This window comes from Variovorax sp. LjRoot130, assembly GCF_964253755.1.
Taxonomy (GTDB): Bacteria; Pseudomonadota; Gammaproteobacteria; order Burkholderiales; family Burkholderiaceae_C; genus Variovorax.
In genome coordinates, this window is sequence record NZ_CAXURM020000001.1 from 434,706 (window position 1) to 458,942 (window position 24,237).

Genomic DNA, 24,237 nt, shown 5'->3' on the forward strand with positions numbered 1-24,237 from the left:
CAATCGCGGAATGCCCCGCATCCTGCTGATCGACGACGACGAGCACCTCGCGGCGCCGCTGGCCAGTTACTTCGCGCGTTTTGACTGCGCGCTCGAGAGCGTCACGCGCCCGAGCGAAGGCCTCGCGAAGCTGCGCGCCGGCCACTACGACGCCGCCATCCTCGACGTGATGCTGCCCGAGATGGACGGCTTCGCGCTGTGCCGCGAGATCCGCAAGGAGAGCGACATCCCTATCGTGATGCTGACCGCGCGCGGCGACGTGATGGACCGCGTGGTGGGCCTCGAGCTCGGCGCCGACGACTATCTGCCCAAGCCCTTCGAGCCGCGCGAGCTGGTGGCGCGCGTGCAGACCATCCTGCGCCGCCAGCGCGCGCCGGCGCCGGCCGCGGCCACGCAGCGTCGCGTGTTCGAGGGTTTGTCCATCGACCTCGACAAGCGCGAGGTGCTGCGCCAGGGCGAGCGCGTGGAACTGACCGGCACCGAGTTCGAACTGCTGGCGCTGCTGGCCGACCAGCCCGGCAAGGTCTGGAGCCGCGACGACATCCTCAACCGCCTGCGCGGCCACGAGGCCGAGCTCTACACGCGCGCGGTCGACATCGTCGTGAGCCGGTTGCGCAAGAAGCTGGAGCCGCTGGACTGCATCAAGACCCTGCGCAACGCGGGCTACACGCTCGCCGTCGGCAAGGGCCCGCCGTGAGGCGCAAGCACGGCACGCCGCGCCAGTGGGGCCATCGGTGGCGCCATTCGCTGCGGCTGCGGCTGATCACGGTGTTCGTGCTGCTCGCGATGGCGATGGCGGCCGTGTTCCTGAGCGGCATGCAGCGTGCGTTCTCCAGCGGCTGGCGCGAGGCGGCCCAGCCGCTGGTCGCCGACTACATGGACCGGCTGGTGGCCGAGCTCGGCACGCCGCCCGATGTCGCGCGCGCCGAGGCGATGGTCGTGCGGCTGCCGATCTCGATCCGCATCGAAGGCCCCAAGGTCAACTGGGATTCGCATCCCCAGCGCCGCTGGCGCGGCTTCGGCCCGCGCAGCGGCGACTGGCTCACGCGCAGCACCGCCGATGGCCACCGCGTGAGCTTCGGCCTCGGCACCCTGCCGTGGCAGCGCGAGCCGCACGGCATCGGCTGGATCACGCTGGCGCTGCTGCTGGGCCTGATCGTGCTCGCCTACGTCTATGTGCGCCGGCTGCTGCGGCCGCTCGACGACATCCGTGCCGGCGCCGAGCGTTTCGGCCGCGGCGCCTTCGACCAGCCGATCCCGCTGCGCCGGCGCGACGAGCTGGGCGACCTGGCGCAGCGCATCAACACCATGGCGCACGACATCCAGGCCATGCTCGATGCCAAGCGCGCGCTGCTGCTGGCGCTGAGCCACGAGCTGCGCTCGCCGCTGACGCGCGCCCGGCTCAACGCCGAGCTGCTGCCGGCCACGCCCGAAGGCGAGACCGAACGCGCCGCGCTCTTGCGCGACCTGGCCGAGATGCGCGACCTGATCAGCGACCTGCTCGAAAGCGAGCGCCTGGCCAGCCCGCATGCGGCGCTGCAGCGCGAGCCGGTGGACTTGGCGGCGCTGGTGCGCGAGGTGGCGGGCGAACACCCGGAAGGCGAGCGCGTCGTGCTCGACCTGGCCTCCAAGCTGCCGACACTGGCGCTGGACCGCCTGCGCATCCGTCTGCTGGTGCGCAACCTGCTCGACAACGCGCTGCGCTACGGTGCCGAAGCCGCCGAGCCGCCGCACATCGCGCTGCGCGCGGCGGGGCAGGGCGGCATCGAACTGGAAGTGCGCGATTTCGGGCCCGGCGTCGAGCCCGCGCAGCTCGAGCGCCTGACCGAGCCCTTCTACCGCACCGACAGCGCACGCCAGCGCGCGACCGGCGGCGTCGGGCTCGGCATGTACCTGTGCCGGCTGGTGGCCGAAGCGCACGGCGGCACGCTGCGCGTGCGCAACGCGCAGCCGGGCCTCGCGGTCAGCGTCGTGCTGCCTGGCGCCTGAACTCGCTCGGGCTGCCGCCGGTGTGTTCGCGGAACACGCGGCTGAAATGCGAGAGGTTGGAAAAGCCCGAGGCCAGTGCGATGTCGGTGATCGGCCGTGCCGCATTCGCCGGATCCACCAGGTCGCGGATGCAGCAGGCCAGGCGCTGGTGGAGGATGTAGCCGGCCAGCGTGTCCTCGTCGCCGGCAAAGGCGTTGTGCAGATGGCGCTTGCTGCAGCGCAGCGCCTGCGCAATGCCGTCGATCGACAAAGAAGGATCGCGCAGATGCTGCGCCACGTGCTGGCGGATGCGGTCCTTCAGCGCCTCGCGCTGGGTGCGCGGCGTTTCCTGGCCGGCCAGCTCCATCAGCGACAGCCGCACCAGCTGGATGATCAGCTCGCCCGCGCCGCGCGCCGCCGCCTCGCTCATGTAGGGCAGCTCGAGGTAGGTGTTGCGCATGGTCTCCAGCGCCACGCGCGAGATGCCGCTTGCGCCGCCCACGCGGCGCGCCACCAGCTCGCCCAGCGGCAGGTCGGGCACCGCCAGCTGGTCCTTGGGCAGCATCACGATCAGGTGGTCGCTGCGCTCTGGGTTGGCCACCGTGTAGTCGGCGGTGGTGTCGTAGAGCGTCCAGCCGCCGGTGCGCACCGAGGCCTCGCGGCCGCGCTGCGTCACCGCCGCTGACCCCTGCCAGGGCGCGACGATCTTCAGGTACGCGGCCTCGCTGCTGCGCGCCATCTGCGGGGTGCGCAGCACGCGGTGGCGATTGGCTTCCAGCCGCGTGAGGATCACGTCGCCGGCATGCGACGCTGCGATGTGGCCGTCGAACTCGCTGTCGCCGTAGAGCTCGGAATCGAGGCCGCCGAAATGGCGCCAGACCCATTCGCGCCAGACCGGCGCACGCTCGCGCGGCGGAACTTCGTCGGTCGACAGCTGCAGGGAGGCGGTCATGCGCCTATTGTCTGGCGGGCTGCGGCTGGCGGGCTTTGCGGGTTAACCACTAGCGGCGTGCGCGCTGCGTCAAATGCTTTGTGCGCAGGCGGCACAGCGGCGCAGAGTCGCGCTTCCTACGATCGGGGCATCGGACGCAGCTCGACGCCCGCAAGGAGACTCGCCATGACAGACGCCCATCGCCGCCGCTGGATCCAGCAAGCCGCCACCGCCGTCGGCGCCGCCGCCGTCGCGCCGCACCTGTTCGCGCAGGGCGCGCCGGTGAAGATCGGCTATGCCATCGCCCGCACCGGCCCCTGGGCGGCCGGCGCGCAGGTCAGCCAGGAGCCCAACTACCTGCTGTGGGCCGAGCAGGTCAATGCGGCCGGCGGGTTGTCGGTGAAGGGCGCGAAGCGGCCCATCGAGCTCGTCGGCTACGACGACCGCAGCGAGACCGAGACCTGCGTGCGCACCTTCGAGAAGCTGATGGGCAGCGACAAGGTCGACCTCATCCTGCCGCCCTGGGGCTCGGGCGCCAACTTCGCCGTCGCGCCGCTCGCCAACCGCTTCGGCTATCCGATGCTGGCGCCCACCGCGCTCTCGCGCAAGCTGATCGACATGCAGCTGCCGTACTTCTTCTCGCTGCTGCAGCAGCCCGACAAGATGATGGGCGCGCTGGTCGACATGCTGGTCGCGAACGGCGTGAAGAGCATCGCCATCGTCTACATGGACGACCTGTTCGGGCTGGAGAACTTCGCCGCCCTCAATGCCGCGCTCAAGAAGACGGGCATCCAGGTGCTGGAGCGCAAGAGCTACCCACTCGGCGTGAAGGACCTGGCGCCGGTGCTGCGCACGATGAAGGACCTGAACCCCGATGCCTTCATCGGCATCACCTACCCGCCCGACACCATCCTCGCGAGCCGGCAGGCGCGCGAGGTCGGCTTCAATCCGAAGTACTTCTACGCCTCGGTCGGCACCGCCTTCCAGCTCTACAAGAACGTGATGGCGGCCAACACCGAGGGCGTGATCGGCATGGGTTCGTGGAACGCCAAGACCAGCCCGGAGGCGAAGGCGTATTTCGACGCGCACACCAAGAAGTTCGGCAAGGAGCCGGACCGCTGGGCCAGTGGCCATTGCTGGGCCGGGCTCGAGATCCTGCAGCAGGCAGTGGCCAAGGTGGGCCTGGAGCGCAAGGCGCTGCGCGAGCAGATCGCGAAGAACGAGTTCAAGACCATCTTGGGGTCGATGCGCTTCGAGGGCAGCGAGAACGCCTCGATCCCCGGCACCGTGGCGCAATGGCAGAGCGGCGAGTTCGAGGTGGTATGGCCGAAGAACCGCGCCACCGCGCAACTGATGCCGAAGCCGGCCTGGAAATAGCGTGTCCCTCACTGGATGGGCCGAGCTCCTGGCCGGCGGCTTGATCACGGGCGGCATCTATGCGCTGGTCGCGATCGGCCTGAACCTGCAGTACGGCCTGATGCGCATCATGAACATCTCGCACGGCGAGTTCCTGATGCTCGGCGCCTTCCTGACCTGGTGGGCGCATACCGCCTGGGGCATCTCGCCGCTGGTGTTCCTGCCGGTCGCCTTCGTGGTGCTGATGGGGATCGGCATGGCGGTGCACCGGCTGTGCTTTCGCCAGGTCGCGGCGCGCGCGCCCAGCGTCGAAGTGTTCGAGGCGCGCAGCCTGATGGTCGGCTTCGGCCTGATGTTCTTCGTGCAGAACACGGCGCTCCTGATCTGGGGCGGCGACCTGCGCGGCTACGACTACCTGGCCGAGCCTGTGCAGGTGGCGGACATGCGTTTCACCGTCAACAAGCTGGTGCTCTTCGGCATCGCGCTCGCCCTGAGCCTCGTGCTCATCGCGCTGCTCAGGCTCACCTTGCTGGGCAAGGCGGTGCGCGCGCTGATGCAGTCGCCCGTCGGCGCGCAGCTGGTGGGCATCAACACGAAGCGGCTGCATCCGCTGATGTTCGGCATCGGCCTCGGGCTCTCGGGCGTGGCCGGCGCACTGCTGTCGATGACCTACGAGATCTCGCCCTCGATGGGCGAGCCTTACACCGTGACCGCGCTGATCGTCATCACGCTCGGCGGCTTCGGCAGCATCGCGGGCAGCCTGGTCGGCGGCCTGCTGCTGGGTGTGGTCGAGGCGCTGGGCATGCACTTCACGAGCCCCTCGTTCAAGATGCTGCTGTCCTATGCGGTGTTCATCGGCGTCCTGATCTGGCGCCCCAACGGGTTGTTCTCGCGATGAAGGCCGCATTCGCCAACAGGCCCTGGCTTTGGCTCTCCATCGGGCTGCTGCTCGCGGCCGGCGTGCCGCGGGTGGCTTCGGACTTCGTGAGCGCGGTCGCACTGAGCTGCCTCATGTACATCGCACTCGCCTGCAGCTGGTCGCTGTTCTGCGGGGCGACGCGCTACCTGTCGCTGGCGACCTCCGCCTTCTTCGGGCTCGGCGCGTACGCCAGCGCGACGCTGCTGGGCGTGCTGCCCTGGCCCCTGGTGATCCTCTGCGGCGCTGCGCTCGCCAGCGTGGTCGCGGTGGCGATGGGCACGGCCGTGCTGCACCTGCGCGGCACCTACTTCGCGGTGCTGACCTTCGGCATGACCGAGCTGATCCGCCATGCCGTCACCTTCGTCGAGAAGCAGGTCTCGGGCACCGTGGGCCGCGTGCTGACGGTGGTGCCGTCGAACGAGACGGTGTACCTCACGGTGCTCGCGATCGCCGGCGCCGCGATCGCGGCGGCGATCCTCGTCAAGCGCAGCCGCTTCGGCCTTGCGCTCGCGGGCATCGGCGCCGACGAGCAGCGTGCACAGACGCTGGGCGTGGACACGCGGCGCATCAAGATCGCGGGCTTCGCACTCACCGCCGCCTTCGCGGGCGCGGCCGGCGCCGCGATGGCGGTGCGCTGGACCTACATCGAGCCGGCCGCGGTGTTCAGCCCCTTCATCGGTTTCCAGACCGTGCTGATCGCACTGATCGGCGGCGCGGCCAGCATCGGCGGGCCGATCGTCGCGGCCATCGTCTTCAGCCTGCTGGCCGAGACGCTGCGGCTGCAACTGCCCTACGGCTACATGATGGTGCTGGGGCTCTTGCTGATCCTGTGCGTGATGTACCTGCCCAACGGCCTCGCGACGCTGTGGCAAAGGCAGAGAAATGAATGACGCGGTGATTCCCCTGCTCGAAGCCCGCGAGCTCACCGTGCGCTTCGGTGGACTGACGGCCGTCGACGCGGTCAGCGCGCGGCTGCATGCGGGCGAGCTGGTCGGCATCATCGGGCCCAACGGCGCGGGCAAGACCACTTTTTTCAATGCCATCTCGGGCGTCATCGCGCCGACCTCCGGCAAGCTGCTGGTGCAGGGCACCGTCGATCTCACCGGCCGCGGCCCGCACCACTACGCGGCGCACGGCATCGCGCGCACCTTCCAGACGCCGCGTGTCATGGCCGAGATGACGCTGGCCGACAACGTGCGCTTCGGCATGCAGTTCGCGGGGCGCCATCGCACGCCGCTCGCAGGTTTGCAGAGCGAGGGCGACATTCTCGACATGCTGGGCCTCGGTGCGCTGGCCGGTCGCATGGCGGCGGACGTCACGCCTTCGCAGCAACGCTTGCTCGAGATCGGCATGGCGCTCGGCACGCGGCCGCGTGTTTTGTTGCTCGACGAAGTGGCAGCCGGGCTCACCGAAGCCGAGGTCGATGCGATGGCGCGGCGCATCCGCAGCCTGCGCGACGCGCACGGGCTCACCGTCGTCTGGATCGAGCATGCGGTGACCACGCTGCTGCGCTACGTCGAGCGCGTGCTGGTGCTGCACCAGGGCCGCAAGATCGCCGACGGATCGCCGGCCGATGTGGTGCGCAATGCCGAAGTGGTCGAGGCCTATCTGGGCGACGAGATGGAGGCGCAGTGAGCGCCGCCGGGCCGCCCCAAGGCGCGAAGGCCCCCTCGGGGGGCAGCGAGGACACGCGAGTGCCGAGCGTGGGGGCGACATGCACCGCTGAACTGCGCGTGCGTGGGCTGGCGGCCGGCTACCACGGCTTCCAGGTCATCCAGGGCCTCGATCTCGATGTGCTGCCCGGGATCACCGTCGTGCTGGGCCCCAACGGCGCCGGCAAGACCACGCTGCTCAAGGCGCTCGCCGGGCTGCTGCCGCGCGCGGGGGAAGTCCTGCTCGATGGCGCGGCACTGCCTTCGAACGATGCCACGACCTGCGTGCGCCAGGGCCTCGCGCTGGTCGCCGAAGGCCGGCAGCTCTTCCCGCAGATGAGCGTGACCGAGAACCTCGAACTCGGTGCCTGGCTCGCGCCCGCGCGGCTGCGCAGCGAGCGCCTGGCGCGTGCCTTCGAGGACTTCCCGCGCCTCGCGGAACGCGCCACGCAGCTGGCCGGCACCATGAGCGGCGGCGAGCAGCAGATGGTGGCGGTGGCGCGCGCGATGATGAGCGGCCCGCGCCTCTTGATGCTCGACGAGCCCTCGCTCGGCCTCGCGCCGCGCATGGTCGACGAGCTGCTGGCCATCGTGCGCCGCATCGCGGCCCAGGGCGTGACGGTGCTGATGGTCGAGCAGAACGTGCGCAAGGCGCTCATGGCCGCCGACCGCGGCTACGTGCTCGAACGCGGTCGCGTCGTCGCTTCGGGCGACGCGAAGACGCTGCTCCATTCCGACGTGATTCGCCAGGCCTACCTCGGCGTGGCCTGAACCCCTTTCCTTTCTGGAGGACCTTCGCATGACCGTCACCATTTCGATGCTCGTCGATGGCGAACGCCGCTCGGCCGCGCGCGGCGCCACTTTCGAGCGCCGCAATCCGCTGGACGACAGCGTCGCCACCGTCGCGCCCGCGGCCACGCCCGCCGATGCGATCGCCGCGGTCGATGCCGCGGCGCAGGCCTTTGCAAGCTGGTCGCAGACCGGCCCCGGCGAGCGTCGCGCATTGCTGCTGAAGGCCGCGCAGGCGCTCGAGGCGCGCACCGATGCCTTCGTGCAGGCCATGGCGCGCGAGACCGGCGCCTCGGCGATGTGGGCCGGCTTCAATGTCCATCTCGCGGCCGGCATCCTGGTCGAGGCCGCCGCATTGACCACGCAGATTGGCGGCGAGGTCATTCCCTCGGACGTACCGGGCAGCCTGGCGATGGGCGTGCGGCAGGCGGCCGGCGTGGTGATCGGCATCGCGCCGTGGAATGCGCCGGTGATTCTCGGCGTGCGCGCCATCGCGACGCCGCTGGCCTGCGGCAACACGGTGGTGCTGAAGGGCTCGGAGCTGTGCCCGCAGACGCATGCGCTGATTGTGGAAGCGCTCAACGAGGCCGCGCTGCCGCCCGGCGTGCTGAACTTCATCACCAACGCGCCGGCCGATGCGGGCGCCGTGGTCGAGGCCATGGTCGCGCACCCGGCGGTGCGCCGCGTCAACTTCACCGGGTCGACCAAGGTCGGCCGGATCATTGCGCAGACCTGCGCCAAATACCTGAAGCCGGCGGTGCTCGAACTCGGCGGCAAGGCGCCGCTGGTGGTGCTGGACGATGCCGACATCGATGCGGCGGTGAACGCGGCCGCCTTCGGCGCTTTCGCCAACTCGGGCCAGATCTGCATGTCGACCGAACGCATCGTGGTCGACGCGGCCGTCGCCGACGAATTCGTCGCCAAGTTCGCGGCCAAGGCGCAGAGCCTGCCGCTGGGCGATCCGCGCGAGGGGCCGGTGGTGCTCGGCTCGGTGGTCGACAAGAGCACGGTGGCGCGCTGCAACGCGCTCATCGACGACGCACTGGCCAAGGGCGCCACGCTGGTGTGCGGCGGCCGCGCCGACAGCACGCTGATGCCGGCCACGGTGCTCGACCATGTGACGCGCGAGATGCTGATCTACCGCGAGGAATCCTTCGGGCCGGTGAAGGCGGTCGTGCGCGTGCGCGGCGTCGAGGAGGCGGTCGCCACCGCCAACGACAACGAGTTCGGCCTCTCATCGGCCGTGTTCGGGCGCGACGTCGCGCGGGCCTGGAACGTGGCGCGCCGCATCGAGGCCGGCATCTGCCATGTGAACGGCCCCACGGTGCACGACGAGGCGCAGATGCCCTTCGGCGGCGTCAAGGCCTCGGGCTACGGGCGCTTCGGCGGCAAGGCCGGCGTGGAGGCTTTCACCGAGCTGCGCTGGCTCACAGTACAGACCACGCCGCGGCATTACCCGTTCTAGGCTACGCGTCGTGTCGCCTGCGCTACCGGCTTGCGCGGGGGGCGGGGCTACGATGCGCTCCCGCAGACAAGCAGCAGGAGACACGCCCATGAGCAGCAGCACCCTCACCAACCGCCAGGTCCGCCTCGCCAAGCGCCCCGAAGGCGCGGCCACGCGCGACAACTGGCAGTTCACCACCGAGCCGGTCGGCGAGCCGGCCGAAGGCGGCGTCCTCGTCAAGACCCTGTCGCTCTCGCTCGACCCCGCGATGCGCGGCTGGATGAACGAGGGCAAGAGCTACATCCCGCCGGTCGAGATCGGCGCCGTCATGCGCGCCGGCGGCATCGGCCGCGTGACGGCCTCGCGCAACCCGGCCTTCGCGGTCGGCGACACGGTCTACGGCACGCTCGGCGTGCAGGAATACATCCTGATTCCGCAGGAGGACATCAAGCGCAGCGGGCTCACCAAGATCGACCTGCGTGCGGGTTCGATCACCCAATGGCTCAACGTGCTCGGCATGCCGGGCATGACCGGTTACTTCGGCCTGATGGACATCGGCCAGCCGAAGCCCGGCGAGACGGTCGTCGTCTCGGGCGCCGCCGGCGCGGTCGGCCAGACGGTGGGCCAGCTCGCGAAGATCAAGGGCTGCCGCGCGGTCGGCATCGCCGGTGGCCAGGAGAAGTGCGACTGGGTGGTGAAGGAGCTCGGCTTCGATGCCTGCATCGACTACAAGGCCGGCCCCTCGGCCGTGCGCGACGGCCTGAAGGCCCATTGCCCCAAGGGCATCGACATCTACTTCGACAACGTCGGCGGCGAGATCCTCGACGCCGCGCTGGCGCGGCTCGCGCGCGGCGCGCGCATCATCATCTGCGGCGCGATTAGCCAGTACAACAACGCCAACAGCGCACCTGCGCAGGGCCCGAAGAACTACCTGAGCCTGCTGGTGAACCGGGCGCGCATGCAGGGCATGGTGGTGTTCGACTATGCCGACCGCTACCACCTGGCCGTGGCCGAGATGGCGGTCTACCTGAAGGACGGCCGCATGAAGAGCCGCGAGGACGTGGTCGAAGGCATCGACACTTTCCCGGAAGCGTTGACGCGCCTGTTCACGGGCCAGAATTTCGGCAAGCTGGTGCTCCAGGTCGCAGAGTAAATGGCCCCCACGCTCTGTCACTGCGTGTACTCGCTGCCCCCCGAGGGGGCCGCAGCCCGCCTTGGGGCGGCCCGGCGCCGGGCTGAGCTCAGCGGGCGCGCGACCCCATGACCGCCGCGGAGATGATCAGGGCCGCCGCGAGCGCGATGGTCCAGCTCAGTGGCCGCGCCATGACCACCAGCAGCAGCGCCGTCGACGCCAGCGGCGTGATGTAGCTCAGGATGCCGATCTGGCGCACGTCGCCGCGCTTGAGCGCCATGTCCCAGAGGAAGAAGGCCGCGCCCAGCGGGCCGAGGCCACACAGCGCGACCAGCAGCCAGTCGCGCGAAGTGAGCGCCGCGGCCGGCTCCAGCAGGGCGTGGCACAAGAGCGAAAGCGCGCCCGACACCAGGCCGAAGAGCCCGATGGCCGCGGTCGGGAACGCGGGCACGCGCCGGGTCCACAGCGAATAGCTGGCCCAGATGAAGGCCGAGCCCAGGGCCGGCGCAAAGCCCCAGTAGGCGCTGCCGGCCGAGGCCGCGCCAGCGCCGCGCGTGCCGAGGATCGCGATGGCGGCGCCCGCGAAGCCCAGCAGGGCCGCGACCACATGCAGCGGCCGCAGCCACACGCCCGGCAGCAGCGCCGGCGCCAGCACGACCATGAAGAGCGGCCACAGGTAGTTGACCAGGTTGGCCTCCACCGGCGGCGCGTGCCGCAGCGCGATGAAGAGCAGGAAGTGGAAGCCGAACAGCCCGTAGACGCCCAGCGCCAGCGTGCGCGGCGGGACTGTCCAGGCCCGGCGGTCGCGCAGCACGGCGGGCCAGCTCATCACGCTGCCGATCATCAGCGCGAGCCCGGTCAGGAGGAAGGGCGGCAGGTGCGAGAGCGAAGTGCCCAACGAGGCGAGCGTGCCCCAGAGGGCGATGGCGGCGAGTGCGTACAGCGTGGCGGACATGCGCCCGAGCTTAAGCGGCGCGATCGTCTCGCAACGACGGTTCGTCGTCGAGCAATGACGGCGTTTCAGCTCTTTCGCAGGGCGGCAGTGAGCGCCGAAGGCGAACGGTAGCCCGTGCGCCGCGCGGTCTCCGCGACGCTCATGCCACCGCTGCGCAACTGCCGCGCCTGCAGCAGGCGCTGGCTTCGCAGCCATTGCATCGCAGCTACACCCTGCTCGTCGCGGCAGCGCTGGGCGAACTGACTGGGGCTCAGGCACGCGACCGCCGCGAGATCGGCGACGCTCAGAGGCCGATGCCAGCGCGCCTGCGCCCACGCGGCGAGAGCCGGCCAGTCGATGGCGCGCCTGCGGCCGTTCGGCACCACGGGCCCCCAGGCCTCCAGCAGCAGCGCCGGCGCATGGTGCAGCGCGGCCGCGGGCGGCGAAGCCTGCGTCACGCACAGCGCCAGGTAGCGCGCCAGGGAGAGCAGCTGCGGTGTCATCGGCGAGCGTCCCGCGCACTGCGCCCACAGGTCCTGCGTGGTGTCGAGCACGAGGCAGCGGCTGCCGGCGCGCGATTCGAAGTCGTGCCGGTCGCCCGGCGTCACCACCCAGCCTTCGCCCGCGCCGATGCGTCGGCCGCGTCCCTCGATCTCCAGGTCCAGCACGCCATCGAGCCCGACCAGCACCTGGAAATGGTCGTGCGCATGGCTGCCGCGCGAGGCGCCGTAGCGCCGCAGCGAGAGACCGTGCGGAGGCGATGAGGACGTGCTGTTGAACTGCATGGACGGGGCGCCGATTGTCCTCCCGTTCAGCCGGCCGAGCGCTGCAGCCGCATGGTGAGCGAGAAGCGGTCCGCCGGATGGAGGGTGACCGTGACGTCGATCGTTTCGCCGTTGGCATCGAGGTAGCGGCGCACGATCTGCATGGCCGCCGAGCCGGTTTCCACGCCCAACTGCCGTGCCATCGCCGCGGGCACTTCCAGTGCCTGCAGCTGCTGCACGATCTCGACCACGCGCCGGCCGTACTGCTGCTCGATCAAGGTGCTGACCAGCGTCTCCGGCGAATCGCGAACCCGCTCCACCAGGTCGGTGTAGGCCGGGTCCATGTACAGGTCGGTCCAGCAGATCGGCAGCTCGGGCTGCTCTTCGTCCATCCGCAGGCTGGAGATGCGCAGCCACGCCGTTCCTTCCGCGCAGCCGAGCAGGCGCGCCAAGGCGCCCTTGGCCTCGACCGTCTCGACCTCGCGTACCACCCGCACGTGCGTCGCTCCGAACTGCACCACGTCCTCGACCGAGGCCAGCGACTGCTGGAAGCCGACCTGCGGCGTTGCCGACTCCACGCGCGTGCCGACGTTCTTGCGGCGCGACACCAGGCCCAGTTGCTGCAGTTCCTGCAACGCGGCGCGCACCGTGTGCCGGCTGGTCTTGTAGTGGTCGCGCAGCTCCAGTTCGGTCGGCAGCAGCGTGCCTACGGGGTAGTGGCCCGAAGTGATGCCTTCCTTGAGGTGTCGCGCGATATCGGAGAAGCGGGGCTTGTTCATCGTGGGCGTGATTCTGAGGCTCAGGGTTAACACCGAGTTGCGATTATGTTCGGACATATTAAAGTTAAATATGTCCGAACATATGAAGGTCCACATGTCCTCTTCATCCATGCCGATGGCCAGCACCGTCGTCGATTCGATCCTGTTCCGCGACGCCTTCGGCACCGCGAAGATGCGAGCGCTTTTTTCCGACCGCGCATTGATCCAGCGCTACATCGATGCCGAGGTCGCGCTCGCGAAGGCCGAGGCACGCGTCGGCGTGATCCCGCAGGAGGCGGCCGAAACGATCGCGCGCGAATCCACCATCGAGCGCATCGACTTCGACCACATGCGGGAGGAGACCGACATCGTCGGCTACCCGATCCTGCCGCTGGTGCATCAACTGGTGGCAATGTGCGGCGAGGCCGGCCGCTATGTGCACTGGGGCGCGACCACGCAGGACATCATGGACACCGCGGTGGCGCTGCAGGTGCGCGATGCGCTCGACAGCATCGACGCCGACATTTGCGAATTGCGCGCCATCCTGGGCGGGCTCGCGAAGAAGCACCGCGACACGCCGATGGCCGGCCGCACCCACCTGCAGCAGGCCCTGCCTGTGACCTTCGGCTACAAGGTCGCGATCTGGCTCGCGATGTTCGATCGCCACCAGCAGCGCCTGGCCGAGCTGCGCCCGCGCGTCGCGCTCGTCGAGTTCGCCGGCGCCGCGGGCACGCTGGCCTCGCTCGGTGACAAGGGTTTCGAGGTCCAGCGGGCGATGGCCGAAGAGCTCGGCCTGGGCGTGCCCGCCACCACCTGGCATGTGGCACGCGACGGCTTCGCCGAGGCAGTGAACCTGCTGGCGCTCGTGACCGGCTCGCTCGGCAAGATTGCGCTCGACATCATGATCATGGCCTCGACCGAGTTCGCCGAGGTCTACGAGCCCTTCGTGAAGGGGCGCGGCGCCAGCAGCACGATGCCGCAGAAGCGCAACCCGATCTCCAGCGAACTGATGCTGGCCGCGTCGAAAGCCGTGCGGCAGCACGCCGGGCTGATGGTCGACGCGATGGTGCAGGACTTCGAGCGCGCCACCGGCCCATGGCATGCCGAGTGGATCGCGATTCCCGAGAGCTTCATCCTCACGGCGGGTGCGCTGCACCAGGCCAAGTTCGCGCTCGGCGGCCTGGTCGTCGATGCCGAGCGCATGAAGCACAACCTCGGCATCAGCCGCGGCCTGATCGTGGCCGAGGCGGTGATGATGGGCCTCGCGCCCCGCACCGGCCGCCAGCAGGCGCATGACCTCGTCTACGACGCCTGCCGCACGGTGAACGAGAAGGGCGGCACGCTGGCCGACGCGCTGGCCGCGCTACCCGAAGTCACGAAGCACCTCGACCGCGCCGCGATCGACCGCCTGACCGACCCCGCCAACTACCTCGGCCTCGCGCCGCAGATGGTGGACCGCGCGCTTGCGCTGTCGGCGAAGGCGCAGCACTGAATTCTCCCGACCCCACCCTTCATTCCATTCCAGGAGACATGAGCATGCGTTTCATCAAGACTCTTCTGTGCGCGCTCGCGGCCGCCGCCGCCGTGGCTGCCGCGCACGCCCAGGCCTACCCCGCCAAGCCGATCACGTGGATCGTGCCTTTCGCCGCGGGCGGCCCGACCGACGCGCTGGCGCGCAGCATCGCCGAGCGCGTGGCGCGCGAGGTGGGCCAGCCGATCGTGATCGACAACGCGCCCGGCGCAGGCGGCACCATCGGTGCAGCCAAGGCCGCGCGCGCCGCGCCCGACGGCTACACCATGCTGGTCGGCCACATGGGCTACATGGGCGCCGCGCCGGCGCTCTACAAGAAGTTGAACTACGACCCGGTGAAGGACTTCGAGCCGGTGTTCCGCTTTCCCGATACGCCGCTGGTGCTGATGGTGCGCAAGGAGCATCCGGCCAGGAACATCGAGGGGCTGATCGACTTTGGTAAGAAGAATCCTGACAAGCTATTCATCAGCAATGCCGGCGTGGGTTCCAGCTCGCACCTGATCGCGGCGCTGGTCGCGAGCGCGGCCGGCGTCAAGGTCACGCTGGTGCCATACAAGGGCGCGGGCCCGGCATTGGTGGACGTGATCGGCGGCCAGGTCGACGGCATCTTCGACCAGACCAACACGGCGCTGCCGCAGATCACCGAGTCCAAGGTGCGTGCGCTCGCCGTCACCTCGAAGGTGCGCCTGCCGCAGTTGAAGGACGTGCCCACGCTGGCCGAGACCGTGTTGCCCGGCTTCGAGGCGTCGACCTGGTACGGCATCTACGCGCCCAAGGGAACGCCCAAGGCCGCGCTCGACAAGGTCCAGCAGGCCTATCTGAAGGTCATGACGGACAAGGCCTTCACCGACAAGATGAGCGCGCAGGCGATCCAGATGCTGCCGACCGAGCAGTACACCGGCGCCGCGCTGGGCAAGCACACCGAGGCGGAGGTGGCGCGCTGGAAAGCGGTCGCGGCCAAGACCAACATCTCGCTGGACTGAACCCCATGCCGGCCCTGCGGGTGGAGCACGATGCCTTCGGTCCGGTCGAGATTCCGGCCGACCGCTACTGGGGCGCGCAAACGCAGCGCGCGCTGGGCGTCTTCGAGATCGGCGAGGAGCGCTTCCCGGCCTGCCTGATCCACGCCTTCGGTTTGCAGAAGATGGCCGCCGCGCGCGCCAACCTGCGCTGCGGCGCGCTCGACGCGGCGTTGGCGCAGAAGATCGTCGCCGCCGCCGAGGAGCTGCGCGCCGGCCGCTTCGACGATCACTTCCCGCTCACCGTCTGGCAAACAGGGTCGGGCACGCAAACCAACATGAACGCGAACGAGGTGATCGCGAACCGCGCTAACGAGTTGCTGGGCCAGCTGCTGGGCACACGCGCGCCGGTGCATCCCAACGACCACGTCAACGCATCGCAATCGTCCAACGACAGCTTCCCGACCGTGATGCACCTGGCGGCGCTGCTGGAGCTCGCGCATCGGTTGCGGCCCGCGTTGATGCTGTTGCGTCAACGGCTGGACGAGCGCGCCGCGGCCTTCGCCGACGTGCTGAAGATCGCGCGCACGCACCTGATGGATGCCGTGCCGATGAGCATGGGCCAGGCCTTCGATGCCTTCGCCCGCCAGATCGGCCACGGCATCGACCGCATCGACGCCACGCTGCCGCGCCTGCGCCTGCTGGCGCAGGGCGGCACCGCGGCCGGCACCGGGCTCAATGCACCGCCGGGCTTCGATGCCACCTTTTGCGAAGAACTGAGCGCGTTGGCCGGCATGGCCTTCGCGCCCAATCCCAGCAAGTTCGAAGGCATGGCGGCGCACGACACGCTGGTCGAGGTCTCGGGCGCGCTCAACGTCGTCGCGGCTTCGCTGGTCAAGATCGCCAACGACATCCGCCTGCTCGGCTCGGGGCCGCGCTGCGGGCTGGGCGAACTCGTGATTCCGGACGACGGGCTGACCAGTTCGATCATGCCGGGCAAGCGCAATCCGACGATCGCTGAAGTGGTGGTGCAAGCGAGCCTGCAGGTGATGGGCAACCACGTCACCATCACGATGGCTGGCGCGTCGGGGAACTTCGAGCTCAACGTCGCCAAGCCGGTGCTGATCCACAACCTGCTGCAGTCGATCCGCGTGCTGGCCGACAGCGCCCGCGTGTTCTCCGAGCGTATGGTGAAGGACATCGAGGTCGACAGGCCGCGCCTTGCCGCCCATGTAGCCAACGCGCTGCTGCTGGCGACGGCGCTCAATCCCGTGCTGGGCTACGACCGGGTCGCGCAGATCACGGTGACCGCGCTGGAACGGAACATGAGCCCGCGTGATGCGGCTGTTGCGCTGGGCTTCCTGAGTGCCGCGGACTACGACCGGCTGGTCGATCCGTCGGCGATGGCCGGGCTTCCAGGCAAGCCGGCGGCTGATATGGCTTGATCCTGTCAAGAGCGCAAGCCCATCTCTCCGGGTTCCGGATTGCAGAATTCGTTCGCGAATGCCGGATGGGGAACGCGACGGAGCCGGGTGCGTGAGCGACGGTTGATCATGCTGATATGCGTGGATTGGCTACCGACAGTTCATGTATTCGTCGCGGGGCTGCCTGCTTTCTAGGGTCTGCGGTTGGTCACTTGCGTGGCTGCGCAATAGCCGCGCCGAGGATTCCCCTGTGGCCGTGGCTGCGCCGCGTTCCCGATCCGGCCTCAAAGAGGTTGTTCGATAGGCGCCTCCTTCGCGTTGCTTGCCATGTCATCGCGGGTTCACGTCGAGGCAGGCGGCGTCACCTCGCGCGCAATGGCCCACACGAAGCCCGAGAGTTCGCGCGCGATGGCCACCACGATCTTGTTGTGCGGCATGCGCCGCGCGGCCAGCCGCTTGAAGCGCGCGCACAGCCGCAACTGCGCCGTCCAGGCGATGTCGGTCACGGCCTTGGGCAACTCCGACTGGCGCCTGGCGATGACCGCACTGACCCGCGCCGGGTAGCGGTACTGGTGCGCCACTTCCACCAGCATGCGCCGCGCCGCCGAGTTGCCGGCCTTGGTGATGGCACCCTGTCGGCGGCGCTGGCCGCTGGAACTCTCGCTGGGCACCAGGCCCAGGTAGGCCATCAACAGGCGCGGGTTGGCGAAGCGGTGGAAGTCCTGGATCTCGGCCACCAGCGTGATCGCGGCGATGAGCTGCACACCGCGCAGCGCCTGCAGCGCGGCCACCACCGGCGCCAGCGACCAGCCCGCCAGCGCATCGCGCAGCGACTGCTCCAGGCGTGCGATGCGCGCCCCCGACTCGCTCACCGCGTGCAGGTACTCCTGGAAGGCGATCTGCTGCGCGGCGTGCGGCAGCGCCATGCTGGCCAGCCAGCGCAGATGCGCCGCCGTCCAGGCGCTCTTGCCCGCGTACACCACGCCGCTGCGCAACAGCAGCGCCTTCAGGCGGTGGCGCGCGTTGCGCTGTTCCCGCACCGCGTCCTCGCGGGCGCGCACCAGATCGCGCAGCGCCTCGTCCACGGCGTCCGGCACGCGCACGGCACTGAGTTCACCTGCGCGTGCCAGGCGCGCCAGCATCAAGGCGTCGCGGCGGTCGGTCTTCACCCGATCACCCGAGCGCTTGGGGATGGACGAGGGCGCCACCACCTCGCAGTGGTAGCCCAGTGCGGCGAGGTGGCGCTGCAGCACGAAGCCGCAGGGGCCCGCTTCGTAGACGACATGTAGGCAATGGCCCCGGCTGACCAGGCGGCGCAGGGCCTTGGTGACGGCACCGACGCCGCCGGCGACCGCGCCCAAATGGCGCACTTCGCCGTCACGGCCGGCCTCGGCCAGGGCGATGTCGATACTGTCCTTGTGGACGTCTAGGCCAACGTAAACGGTGGCCGCAGTGGTGGTAGATTGACTCATGGCCCGTCTCCTTGCTCGTTGACACGCTGTCCGCCCCTCGGGGTGCAGCGTTGTGGCTCGGCGCACCCACGGTGCGCAACCCACGGTAGTCCTGGAGACGGGCCACCTCAACGGCTCAAGCCATTCTGTCTAGCCGAGCCTGAGCAGCAGCGCCGAGGCCGCGCACACCAGCAGAAAGGGAATGCTGATGCGATGGAACTCGCGCAGCCCGTGCGGCACCTTGGCCAGCCTGAGCGCGATCAGGTTGGCCAGCGATCCCAGCACGCAGCCGAAGCCACCCACGCTGACGCCGGCCGCCAGCGCCGGCAGGTCGTGCACGTAGCGCTCCAGCAGGATGGCCGCCGGCACGTTGCTGATGAACTGCGACGTAACGACCGCGGCGAGGTAGGCGCGCCAGCCTTCGCCGATGGTCCATTGGCCGAGCAGCGATGCGACGGCGGGCAGCTCGGCCAGCTGCCGCAAATCGACGAACATCAGCGCGATGATCGCGAGCAGCGCCCAGTCCACGCCGAGCAGCACGCGCGGGCGCAGCAGCAGGAAGGCACCGAACACCACGGCCAGCCCGGCCGTGAGCCAATGGCGATCGAGCGCGATCACGAAGCCGATGAAGAGCAGGCCCGACAGGGCGAGCAGCCGCGGCTGCATGGGCGCCGCATCGCCGGCCGGCTTGAGTAGGATCGGCGCGCGCGGCACCAGGAAGCGGATGGCGAGGAAGAGCCAGAACAGCATCAGCGCCACGGTCGGCGCCATCATGCCCATGAAGCCGACGAAGCTTTCGCCCGAGCGATGCCAGAGAAAGAGGTTCTGCGGATTGCCGATCGGCGTGAGCGCGGAGCCCGCGTTGACGGCCAGCGCTTCCAGCACCACCAGCCGCGCGAGCGGCAGATGCGCCTGGGCCGCCAGCACGCGCGTGAGCGGCACCAGCAGGAACAGGCTCACGTCGTTGGTGACCAGCGCCGAGAGCAGCGCCGCGCTTGCGGTGAGCAGAAAGACCAGGCTTCGCAGCTCGGTGGTGCGCGCGAGCAGCCGCGCGGCGGCGGCCTGCAACATTCCGCTCTTCTCCACGCCCTGGGTGATGACCAGCAGGCCGGCCAGTGCGCCGATGGTCTGCCAGTCGACCAGGCGCACATAGTCGAGCGGCGCGCGCGGGCGTGCGACCGCGAACCCGATGGCGACCAGCGCCAGCACCCACAGCAGCGTGTTGCCGCCGCCGTGCACGGGCGCGGCTTCAGCGCGCGGTATCGCGCTCACGCAGCTCGCGCTTGAGCACCTTGCCGATCGCGCTGCGCGGAAGCTCGTCAATGAGCTGCAGGCGCGCGAGCCGCTGCGTCTTGCCGAGCTGGGCATTGGCCCATTGCAGCAGCGCATCGGCGTCGGTGTCGTCGCCCGCGCGCCGCACCACGAAGGCCACCGGCGTCTCGCCCCATTGCTCGGAAGGCACGCCGACCACTGCGACATCGGCCACCGCCGCATGGCCGCGCAGCACCGCCTCGAGGTCGCTCGGGTAGATGTTGAAGCCGCCGCTGATGATCATGTCCTTCTTGCGGTCGAAGAGCGTGAGGAAGCCTTCGTCGTCGAAGCGTCCGACGTCGCCGGTGCGGATGAAGCGCTTGCCCGCGGGGTCGAACCATTCGGCTTCGCGCGTCTTCTCCGGCTGGCGGTGGTAGCCGACCATCATGCCGGCCGAATGGCCCACCACTTCGCCGGCCTCGCCGGGTGCAACTTCACGGCCGCTTTCGTCGATCAAGCGGATGTCGCTGCCTTCGGCCGGCTGGCCGACCGTGTGCAGCTTGTCCGGGTGCAGGTGCGCCTCGAGGATGCAGGTGCCGCCGCCCTCGGTCATGCCATAGAACTCGATCAGGCCGCCGGGCCAGCGTTTGAGCACGTCGGCCTTCAGCGCCGCGTTGAAAGGCGCGCTGGTGCTGAACTTGAAGCGGAAGCTCGAGAGATCGTGCGCATCGAAGGCAGGATGCGCCATGAGGCGCTGGTACTGCACCGGCACCAGCATCGTGTGCGTCACGCGATGCGCCTCGGCCAGCTTCAGGTAGCCGGCCGCGTCGAACTTCGGCATCAGGATCACGCAGCCGCCGTACGCGATGGTCGGGAAGAACACCACCAGCGTGGTGTTGGAGTAGAGCGGCGTCGACAGCAGCGTCACCGTTTCGGGGCCGTATTCGTACTTCGCGCCGCGCCGCACATGGGCCCAGCGCATGCCGTGGCCCTGCACGATGCCCTTGGGTTCGCCGGTGGTGCCCGAGGAATAGATGATGTTGAAGGCCCAGGCGGGCTGCGGCTCGACGGCCGCGGGCCGCGTACCGGCCGGCGCGAGCCAGGCTTCGAGCGCGCGAGCGGCCGCGCAGCCGTCGAGCGCGATGCGCGGCACGCCCGCTGCTGCCGCATCGCCGATCACCTCGGCCGCGGCTGCATCGACGAAGAGAAGGCGCGCCTCGGCGTCCTCGATCATGCGCGCCAGGCTGGCGGGCGTGGAGCCGGGCGCCAGCGGCGCGACCGCGATGCCCGCGCGCAGGGCGCCCAGGAACACCGCCGCATAGCTCACGCTCGATGCGGCGCAGATCGCGATCGCATCGCCTGCGTGCAGGCCGTCGCGTTGAAGGCCGGCCGCGATGCGGTCCATCAGCGCGTCGAGCGCGCCGTAGCTCAGCGTGCGCGTGCCGTCGATCAGCGCGGGCCGCGCGGGTGATTCATGCGCGTGGAGCCGGATCAGCTCGGCGATGACGCCGAAGTCGCTGTCCATCGCCGCCTGGAAGTCGGTCATACGTGGAGAGAAGGATGTGGCACGCACAGGATACCGAAGTCCTGGCGGCCAGGGATGCCAGCGGCAGGAGGTGATCGGATGCCGGCTTCGGCATCCGCCGCCTCAGCGGGCGTCCGTCTCTCGATACCAGTAGGTCCGTTTGCGTACGTTCTTGATCGGGATGACCGGCTTTTGCGCCCCCAGGCCGGACTTGCCGTCGGCGCCGGAGCCGCCGCCGCCGCCGATCAGGAAGGGCAGCTGGCGGTCCGTGCCGCCGACGTTGACCGTGACGATGCCGAACACGGGCGACGGCGCCAGCCCGCCGCCGTCGAGCACACGGAAGCTCGACGCGCCGGTGAGGAAGTTCACCGAATAGCTGCGTGCCGTGCCGAGATTGGCCTGGCAGGTGGTGGCGCTGGGAACGATGGGCTGGTTGGTGCCGAAGTAGACCAGGCCGCCGACGGTCGTCGGCGCGTTCACGCCTTTTTCTCCAGCCCCGGCCAGGGTGACGTAGAAGCCGTTGAGCGAGCCGTCGTACGGGGTCGTGTTGGTGGCCTTGAACAGAGTCGTCGGCGCGATGTCGGCGCTGCTGCTGGTGTCGTCGCGCACCGGTGTCCAGCCGCTCGCGCTCATGCCGACCTTGGTGTCCTTGATCATGTAGAAGCGGTTCACGATGCCGTTGGCCTGATGGGACAGCAGCGGGTGCTCCCGGTCACCGCTGATGTCGAGCACCACGTCGTAGGTCTTCGTCAGCACCACGTCCGGCGGAAAGAAGAACTTGCGCTTGGTGGCGCCGGTTCCGCCCAGGGCGGCGAGGTGGGTGGCCTGCCAGGTGCTCATGTCGCCGCTGCCGGTGGGCTGAAGGTCCACGCGCCAGATGTTGCCGCCGGTATCGGCCGCATAGAGCCGGTCGATGAGGCCATCGAAGTCGCGATCCACCAGCGTGACGTCGGCGGGGATCGAGTAGGTCATCTCGGCCAGCTTGCAGGGGTTGCCCGTGCAGCTGCTGCCGGCGCCGCCCGGGCCGGCCTGCCACAGCACGTTGCCGGTCACCGCGTCGACGATGAAGATGCCGCGGCCCATGGTGTCGGCGTTGGGCGGCTCGACATCCTCGTTGGTGTCGTAGCCCGCACCGAAGATCAGCACCGGGTTGGCATGGCCCTTGATCATGGCCACCTTCGGCTGCGACCATGTCTGCCCGAGTTCCGCGAAGTTTGCGTCGGCATTGCTGCGCTTCCACATGAACTTGGGGTTCGTGGGATCGCTCACGTCGAGCGCATAGAGTAGGCGGCCGCCGCGGCGCGCCGACAGGAAGATGTAGGCCTTCCCGGTGGCGCTGTTCTGGTAGACGCTGGGTGCGCCGTCGAAGAAGTAGTTCTTCGGGGTGCCGGTGGTCAAGGTGCCCAGCTTCAGGGTCGGACCGTTTTGGTAGAGCCGCTGCAGGCCCGGGTAGAACTCCGAGGGCACGAAGCTCCACAGCTCGCCGCCCGGCGGGATGCTGGTGGTGGCGCCGGTCGCGTCCTTCATGGTGAGGGCGCAGGTCGACGACACCGTGCAGTTGCCCTTGGGCTTGCTGGTGTCGGTGGGGTTGTTCGGCTGGTTGCCGTTGATGGCGCGGAACATGCCGTCGTTGGCGCCGTAGAACACCACCACGCCGGTCGTGCCGCCGTAGTTGATCACCGCGGGGCGGGAATGCAGGACGTCGCCGTGCACGGAGCCGCGGATCTTGATGCTGGCGTCGGGCGGGCTGCTCGATTCCCGGCCCGCTGCGGCGTCGCCGGCCGCGTAGGTGTCTTCGCCGCGTACCCAGTTGATCAGGTTGGCCGGGGTCACCTTGCTGTCCGTGATGCCCAGGGCCGTCGAGCTGAGATTCGTGTTGTCGGCCTTGAAGGGCATCGTGCTCAGGGCCGCATTGGTGCCGCAACCGGTGCCGATGCAGGTAAATACGTTGCGCGCGGTGGTGGGCGTCGTGACGGCCGCGGTGGCCGAATAGCTGTCCGTCAGGTACTTGAGCCGAATCTGTTGCCCGACGCCACCCTTCTCGACGACCTGCCCATCCTCCCAGTCGTACCCGTCCTTGGCGCCTTGCTCCTTGAAGGCGTTGAGCCAGAAGCCGCCCTGGGAGTCGGGCAGGGAAGCGATGGACTTGGAGGTCCAGAAGCTCACTGCCGACGGCGAGATGAAGCCCGTGCCCGCTGCGCTCAGTGCCCGGTTGGCGTTGGTGCCGATTGAGTACGTGCCCCAGGAGGCGTCGGCGAGGAACAACTGCGGCGCCGTCGGGTCGCTGATGTCGACGCCGAACTGGTATTGCTTGAGGTTGCCCTGCCAGCGCGGATTGACGTCGCCGTCGGGGCGGAACATGCCCATGTAGATCTGGTTGAGGTAGGTGCCTTGCGTGTTGGCGCTCACCGGCAGCACCGGCGCCGCGAACACGCTGTTGACGGCCTGCACCTCGTTGAAGACCTGGCCGATGGCGTCGATCAGGGCCTGGACGTTTCCGAGCTCGACCAGGAAATACTTGCCGCCGCCCTGGTTGGCCATGCTGACCATGAGCTGTTCGTAGTCGGGATTGCTGCCATCGCTGAGGATGATGGTGTAGGTCGTGATCCCCGGGTAGGTCGTCGCAAGATTGGGCGAGCTGCCCGTGTACATGAAGTTCGCCCATTCGTCCGCATAGTCGCTGCGGTACTTGCCGGAGGCCGTCTTGGAGGAAAGCTGCGACTTCCAGCCCGGCAGCGCCAACTGCGCAGGCAGTGCGCTCAGGCCTGCTGCGGTCTGCAAGGCCGTGCCGCCCAGGTTGCCGCTGTCCTGCGGCTTCTGGTTGCTGGTGGCGAGCGTGATGTAGAGAACGAAGTTCCTGCCGCAGGCTTGCTGGTTCGCCAGCCCCGGGTAGCTGGTGCCCGAGAGGCCGGTCTTGCCCTGGTAGAAGGCCCACGCTTCCTGCATCGCCTGCGCGATCTGGTTGTTGTTGCCCTTGTCGTCGCTGAGACTCAGCGCCTCGATGCGCCGCAGCATCTTGCCGACGCCCTTGCTGTTGTCGGAGCTGGCGCCGTCCATGAGAAGCAGCGAGCCGGGCGCCGGCGATGCGGGGGGCTGGACGAAGGTGCCGCCGTCGGTGGGGCCCCCCGGGAAGTACATCAAGCCCAGATTGATGTTGCCGTTGAGTGCCGCGTTGGTCCCGATCTTGGAGACCGCGCTGTGCAGGCCGCATTGTTCGAAGCCGAGGTTCTTGTTCGGGTCGTTGACCGTCAGGGATGGGCAGGTGAAGCTCGAACTCGCACTGGCCGCCGCCGCGTTGTCGAGAATGATCAGCATGTTCGGGGCGCCACCGCCGGACGTGCCCTGGTAGATGTCGATGTCCTCGGCCCGCACCGCGGCGCTGGCCAGCGTCAGCAGGGCCAAGGCACCCAGTTGTGAAATTCGTAAAGGGCGCATCGGTCCTACTCCTG

The 24,237-nt window shown here is 69.1% G+C and carries 20 protein-coding genes; 12 read left to right on the top strand and 8 right to left on the bottom strand.

Annotated features, from left to right (window positions below; genetic code table 11):
- The first annotated feature begins 10 nt into the window (after positions 1-10).
- Together ACSQ86_RS02285 and ACSQ86_RS02290 are read left to right on the top strand one after the other, a co-directional pair.
- Positions 11-697 (top strand): response regulator transcription factor, encoded by a 687-nt coding sequence (locus ACSQ86_RS02285; protein WP_093105423.1) that lies wholly within the window; start codon positions 11-13, stop codon positions 695-697.
- Positions 694-1,989 (top strand): HAMP domain-containing sensor histidine kinase, encoded by a 1,296-nt coding sequence (locus ACSQ86_RS02290; protein WP_244503815.1) that lies wholly within the window; start codon positions 694-696, stop codon positions 1,987-1,989. Before ACSQ86_RS02285 ends, ACSQ86_RS02290 begins: the two co-directional genes overlap by 4 nt.
- Here the strand turns inward: ACSQ86_RS02290 and ACSQ86_RS02295 are convergent.
- Positions 1,964-2,920 carry a helix-turn-helix domain-containing protein gene (locus tag ACSQ86_RS02295; protein WP_436302528.1) on the bottom strand — a complete coding sequence of 319 codons (957 nt, stop codon included), beginning with the start codon at positions 2,918-2,920 and terminating at the stop codon, positions 1,964-1,966. The two genes, ACSQ86_RS02290 and ACSQ86_RS02295, sit on opposite strands and share 26 nt — an antisense overlap.
- A 165-nt stretch (positions 2,921-3,085) precedes the next feature.
- On the opposite strand from ACSQ86_RS02295, the gene ACSQ86_RS02300 reads away from it, so the two are divergent.
- The 7 genes from ACSQ86_RS02300 (at position 3,086) to ACSQ86_RS02330 (ending at position 10,212) form a co-directional block, all read left to right on the top strand.
- Positions 3,086-4,276, top strand: coding sequence for an amino acid ABC transporter substrate-binding protein (locus tag ACSQ86_RS02300; RefSeq protein ID WP_436302529.1), 1,191 nt, complete (start codon positions 3,086-3,088; stop codon positions 4,274-4,276).
- Between the two features lies 1 nt (position 4,277).
- Positions 4,278-5,153, top strand: coding sequence for a branched-chain amino acid ABC transporter permease (locus ACSQ86_RS02305; protein ID WP_436302530.1), 876 nt, complete (start codon positions 4,278-4,280; stop codon positions 5,151-5,153).
- Positions 5,150-6,064, top strand: a complete 915-nt coding sequence (locus tag ACSQ86_RS02310) for a branched-chain amino acid ABC transporter permease (RefSeq protein WP_436302531.1) — start codon at positions 5,150-5,152, stop codon at positions 6,062-6,064. The genes ACSQ86_RS02305 and ACSQ86_RS02310 overlap by 4 nt, the downstream gene beginning before the upstream one ends.
- Complete coding sequence (locus tag ACSQ86_RS02315; RefSeq protein ID WP_436302532.1) at positions 6,057-6,809, top strand: ABC transporter ATP-binding protein; 753 nt, start codon at positions 6,057-6,059, stop codon at positions 6,807-6,809. The genes ACSQ86_RS02310 and ACSQ86_RS02315 overlap by 8 nt, the downstream gene beginning before the upstream one ends.
- 59 nt (positions 6,810-6,868) lie before the next feature.
- A complete protein-coding gene (locus ACSQ86_RS02320) occupies positions 6,869-7,597 on the top strand; it encodes an ABC transporter ATP-binding protein (RefSeq protein WP_436308416.1) in 729 nt (242 codons plus the stop codon).
- A 28-nt stretch (positions 7,598-7,625) separates the two neighbouring features.
- Positions 7,626-9,080 carry an aldehyde dehydrogenase gene (locus ACSQ86_RS02325; RefSeq protein WP_436302533.1) on the top strand — a complete coding sequence of 485 codons (1,455 nt, stop codon included), beginning with the start codon at positions 7,626-7,628 and terminating at the stop codon, positions 9,078-9,080.
- An 88-nt stretch (positions 9,081-9,168) separates the two neighbouring features.
- On the top strand, positions 9,169-10,212 hold the full coding sequence (locus tag ACSQ86_RS02330) for an NADP-dependent oxidoreductase (RefSeq protein ID WP_436302534.1): 1,044 nt from the start codon (positions 9,169-9,171) through the stop codon (positions 10,210-10,212).
- A gap of 88 nt (positions 10,213-10,300) precedes the next feature.
- Here the strand turns inward: ACSQ86_RS02330 and ACSQ86_RS02335 are convergent, their stop codons facing one another.
- The 3 genes from ACSQ86_RS02335 to ACSQ86_RS02345 form a co-directional block, all read right to left on the bottom strand.
- Positions 10,301-11,146, bottom strand: coding sequence for a DMT family transporter (locus ACSQ86_RS02335; RefSeq protein ID WP_436302535.1), 846 nt, complete (start codon positions 11,144-11,146; stop codon positions 10,301-10,303).
- Positions 11,147-11,211: 65 nt separating this feature from the next.
- Positions 11,212-11,910: a helix-turn-helix domain-containing protein gene (locus ACSQ86_RS02340; protein WP_093104823.1), complete on the bottom strand. Its 699-nt coding sequence runs from the start codon at positions 11,908-11,910 to the stop codon at positions 11,212-11,214.
- Positions 11,911-11,936: 26 nt separating this feature from the next.
- Positions 11,937-12,668, bottom strand: coding sequence for a GntR family transcriptional regulator (locus tag ACSQ86_RS02345; protein ID WP_436302537.1), 732 nt, complete (start codon positions 12,666-12,668; stop codon positions 11,937-11,939).
- Between the two features lie 94 nt (positions 12,669-12,762).
- Between ACSQ86_RS02345 and ACSQ86_RS02350 the strand changes: the two genes are divergently transcribed.
- From ACSQ86_RS02350 to ACSQ86_RS02360, 3 genes are read left to right on the top strand one after another with little or no spacing between them, the layout of a single operon-like run.
- Positions 12,763-14,139 carry a class-II fumarase/aspartase family protein gene (locus ACSQ86_RS02350; RefSeq protein WP_436302538.1) on the top strand — a complete coding sequence of 459 codons (1,377 nt, stop codon included), beginning with the start codon at positions 12,763-12,765 and terminating at the stop codon, positions 14,137-14,139.
- 44 nt (positions 14,140-14,183) lie between these two features.
- Complete coding sequence (locus tag ACSQ86_RS02355) at positions 14,184-15,161, top strand: tripartite tricarboxylate transporter substrate binding protein BugD (RefSeq protein WP_436302539.1); 978 nt, start codon at positions 14,184-14,186, stop codon at positions 15,159-15,161.
- Between the two features lie 5 nt (positions 15,162-15,166).
- Positions 15,167-16,582 carry a class II fumarate hydratase gene (locus tag ACSQ86_RS02360; RefSeq protein ID WP_436308417.1) on the top strand — a complete coding sequence of 472 codons (1,416 nt, stop codon included), beginning with the start codon at positions 15,167-15,169 and terminating at the stop codon, positions 16,580-16,582.
- Between the two features lie 320 nt (positions 16,583-16,902).
- Here ACSQ86_RS02360 and ACSQ86_RS02365 read toward each other — a convergent pair whose 3' ends face one another.
- From ACSQ86_RS02365 to ACSQ86_RS02380, 4 genes are all read right to left on the bottom strand, one after another.
- The gene (locus ACSQ86_RS02365; RefSeq protein ID WP_436305038.1) at positions 16,903-18,033 is read right to left on the bottom strand and encodes an IS110 family transposase; all 1,131 of its coding nucleotides are present in this window, start codon (positions 18,031-18,033) and stop codon (positions 16,903-16,905) included.
- Between the two features lie 129 nt (positions 18,034-18,162).
- The gene (locus ACSQ86_RS02370; RefSeq protein WP_436308418.1) at positions 18,163-19,284 is read right to left on the bottom strand and encodes an SLC13 family permease; all 1,122 of its coding nucleotides are present in this window, start codon (positions 19,282-19,284) and stop codon (positions 18,163-18,165) included.
- Positions 19,262-20,788, bottom strand: a complete 1,527-nt coding sequence (locus ACSQ86_RS02375; protein ID WP_436310248.1) for a class I adenylate-forming enzyme family protein — start codon at positions 20,786-20,788, stop codon at positions 19,262-19,264. Before ACSQ86_RS02375 ends, ACSQ86_RS02370 begins: the two co-directional genes overlap by 23 nt.
- Before the next feature lie 123 nt (positions 20,789-20,911).
- Positions 20,912-24,223 carry a pilus assembly protein gene (locus ACSQ86_RS02380; protein WP_436308419.1) on the bottom strand — a complete coding sequence of 1,104 codons (3,312 nt, stop codon included), beginning with the start codon at positions 24,221-24,223 and terminating at the stop codon, positions 20,912-20,914.
- Positions 24,224-24,237: the final 14 nt, after the last annotated feature.

Bases quoted from the DNA above. Each gene is read 5' to 3' on its own strand.
- ACSQ86_RS02285 (WP_093105423.1), top strand. From the start codon at position 11: ATGCCCCGCATCCTGCTGATCGACGACGACGAGCACCTCGCGGCGCCG.
- ACSQ86_RS02295 (WP_436302528.1), bottom strand. From the start codon at position 2,920: ATGACCGCCTCCCTGCAGCTGTCGACCGACGAAGTTCCGCCGCGCGAG.
- ACSQ86_RS02300 (WP_436302529.1), top strand. From the start codon at position 3,086: ATGACAGACGCCCATCGCCGCCGCTGGATCCAGCAAGCCGCCACCGCC.
- ACSQ86_RS02310 (WP_436302531.1), top strand. From the start codon at position 5,150: ATGAAGGCCGCATTCGCCAACAGGCCCTGGCTTTGGCTCTCCATCGGG.
- ACSQ86_RS02315 (WP_436302532.1), top strand. From the start codon at position 6,057: ATGAATGACGCGGTGATTCCCCTGCTCGAAGCCCGCGAGCTCACCGTG.
- ACSQ86_RS02325 (WP_436302533.1), top strand. From the start codon at position 7,626: ATGACCGTCACCATTTCGATGCTCGTCGATGGCGAACGCCGCTCGGCC.
- ACSQ86_RS02330 (WP_436302534.1), top strand. From the start codon at position 9,169: ATGAGCAGCAGCACCCTCACCAACCGCCAGGTCCGCCTCGCCAAGCGC.
- ACSQ86_RS02335 (WP_436302535.1), bottom strand. From the start codon at position 11,146: ATGTCCGCCACGCTGTACGCACTCGCCGCCATCGCCCTCTGGGGCACG.
- ACSQ86_RS02340 (WP_093104823.1), bottom strand. From the start codon at position 11,910: ATGCAGTTCAACAGCACGTCCTCATCGCCTCCGCACGGTCTCTCGCTG.
- ACSQ86_RS02345 (WP_436302537.1), bottom strand. From the start codon at position 12,668: ATGAACAAGCCCCGCTTCTCCGATATCGCGCGACACCTCAAGGAAGGC.
- ACSQ86_RS02350 (WP_436302538.1), top strand. From the start codon at position 12,763: ATGTCCTCTTCATCCATGCCGATGGCCAGCACCGTCGTCGATTCGATC.
- ACSQ86_RS02355 (WP_436302539.1), top strand. From the start codon at position 14,184: ATGCGTTTCATCAAGACTCTTCTGTGCGCGCTCGCGGCCGCCGCCGCC.
- ACSQ86_RS02360 (WP_436308417.1), top strand. From the start codon at position 15,167: ATGCCGGCCCTGCGGGTGGAGCACGATGCCTTCGGTCCGGTCGAGATT.
- ACSQ86_RS02365 (WP_436305038.1), bottom strand. From the start codon at position 18,033: ATGAGTCAATCTACCACCACTGCGGCCACCGTTTACGTTGGCCTAGAC.
- ACSQ86_RS02375 (WP_436310248.1), bottom strand. From the start codon at position 20,788: ATGGACAGCGACTTCGGCGTCATCGCCGAGCTGATCCGGCTCCACGCG.
- ACSQ86_RS02380 (WP_436308419.1), bottom strand. From the start codon at position 24,223: ATGCGCCCTTTACGAATTTCACAACTGGGTGCCTTGGCCCTGCTGACG.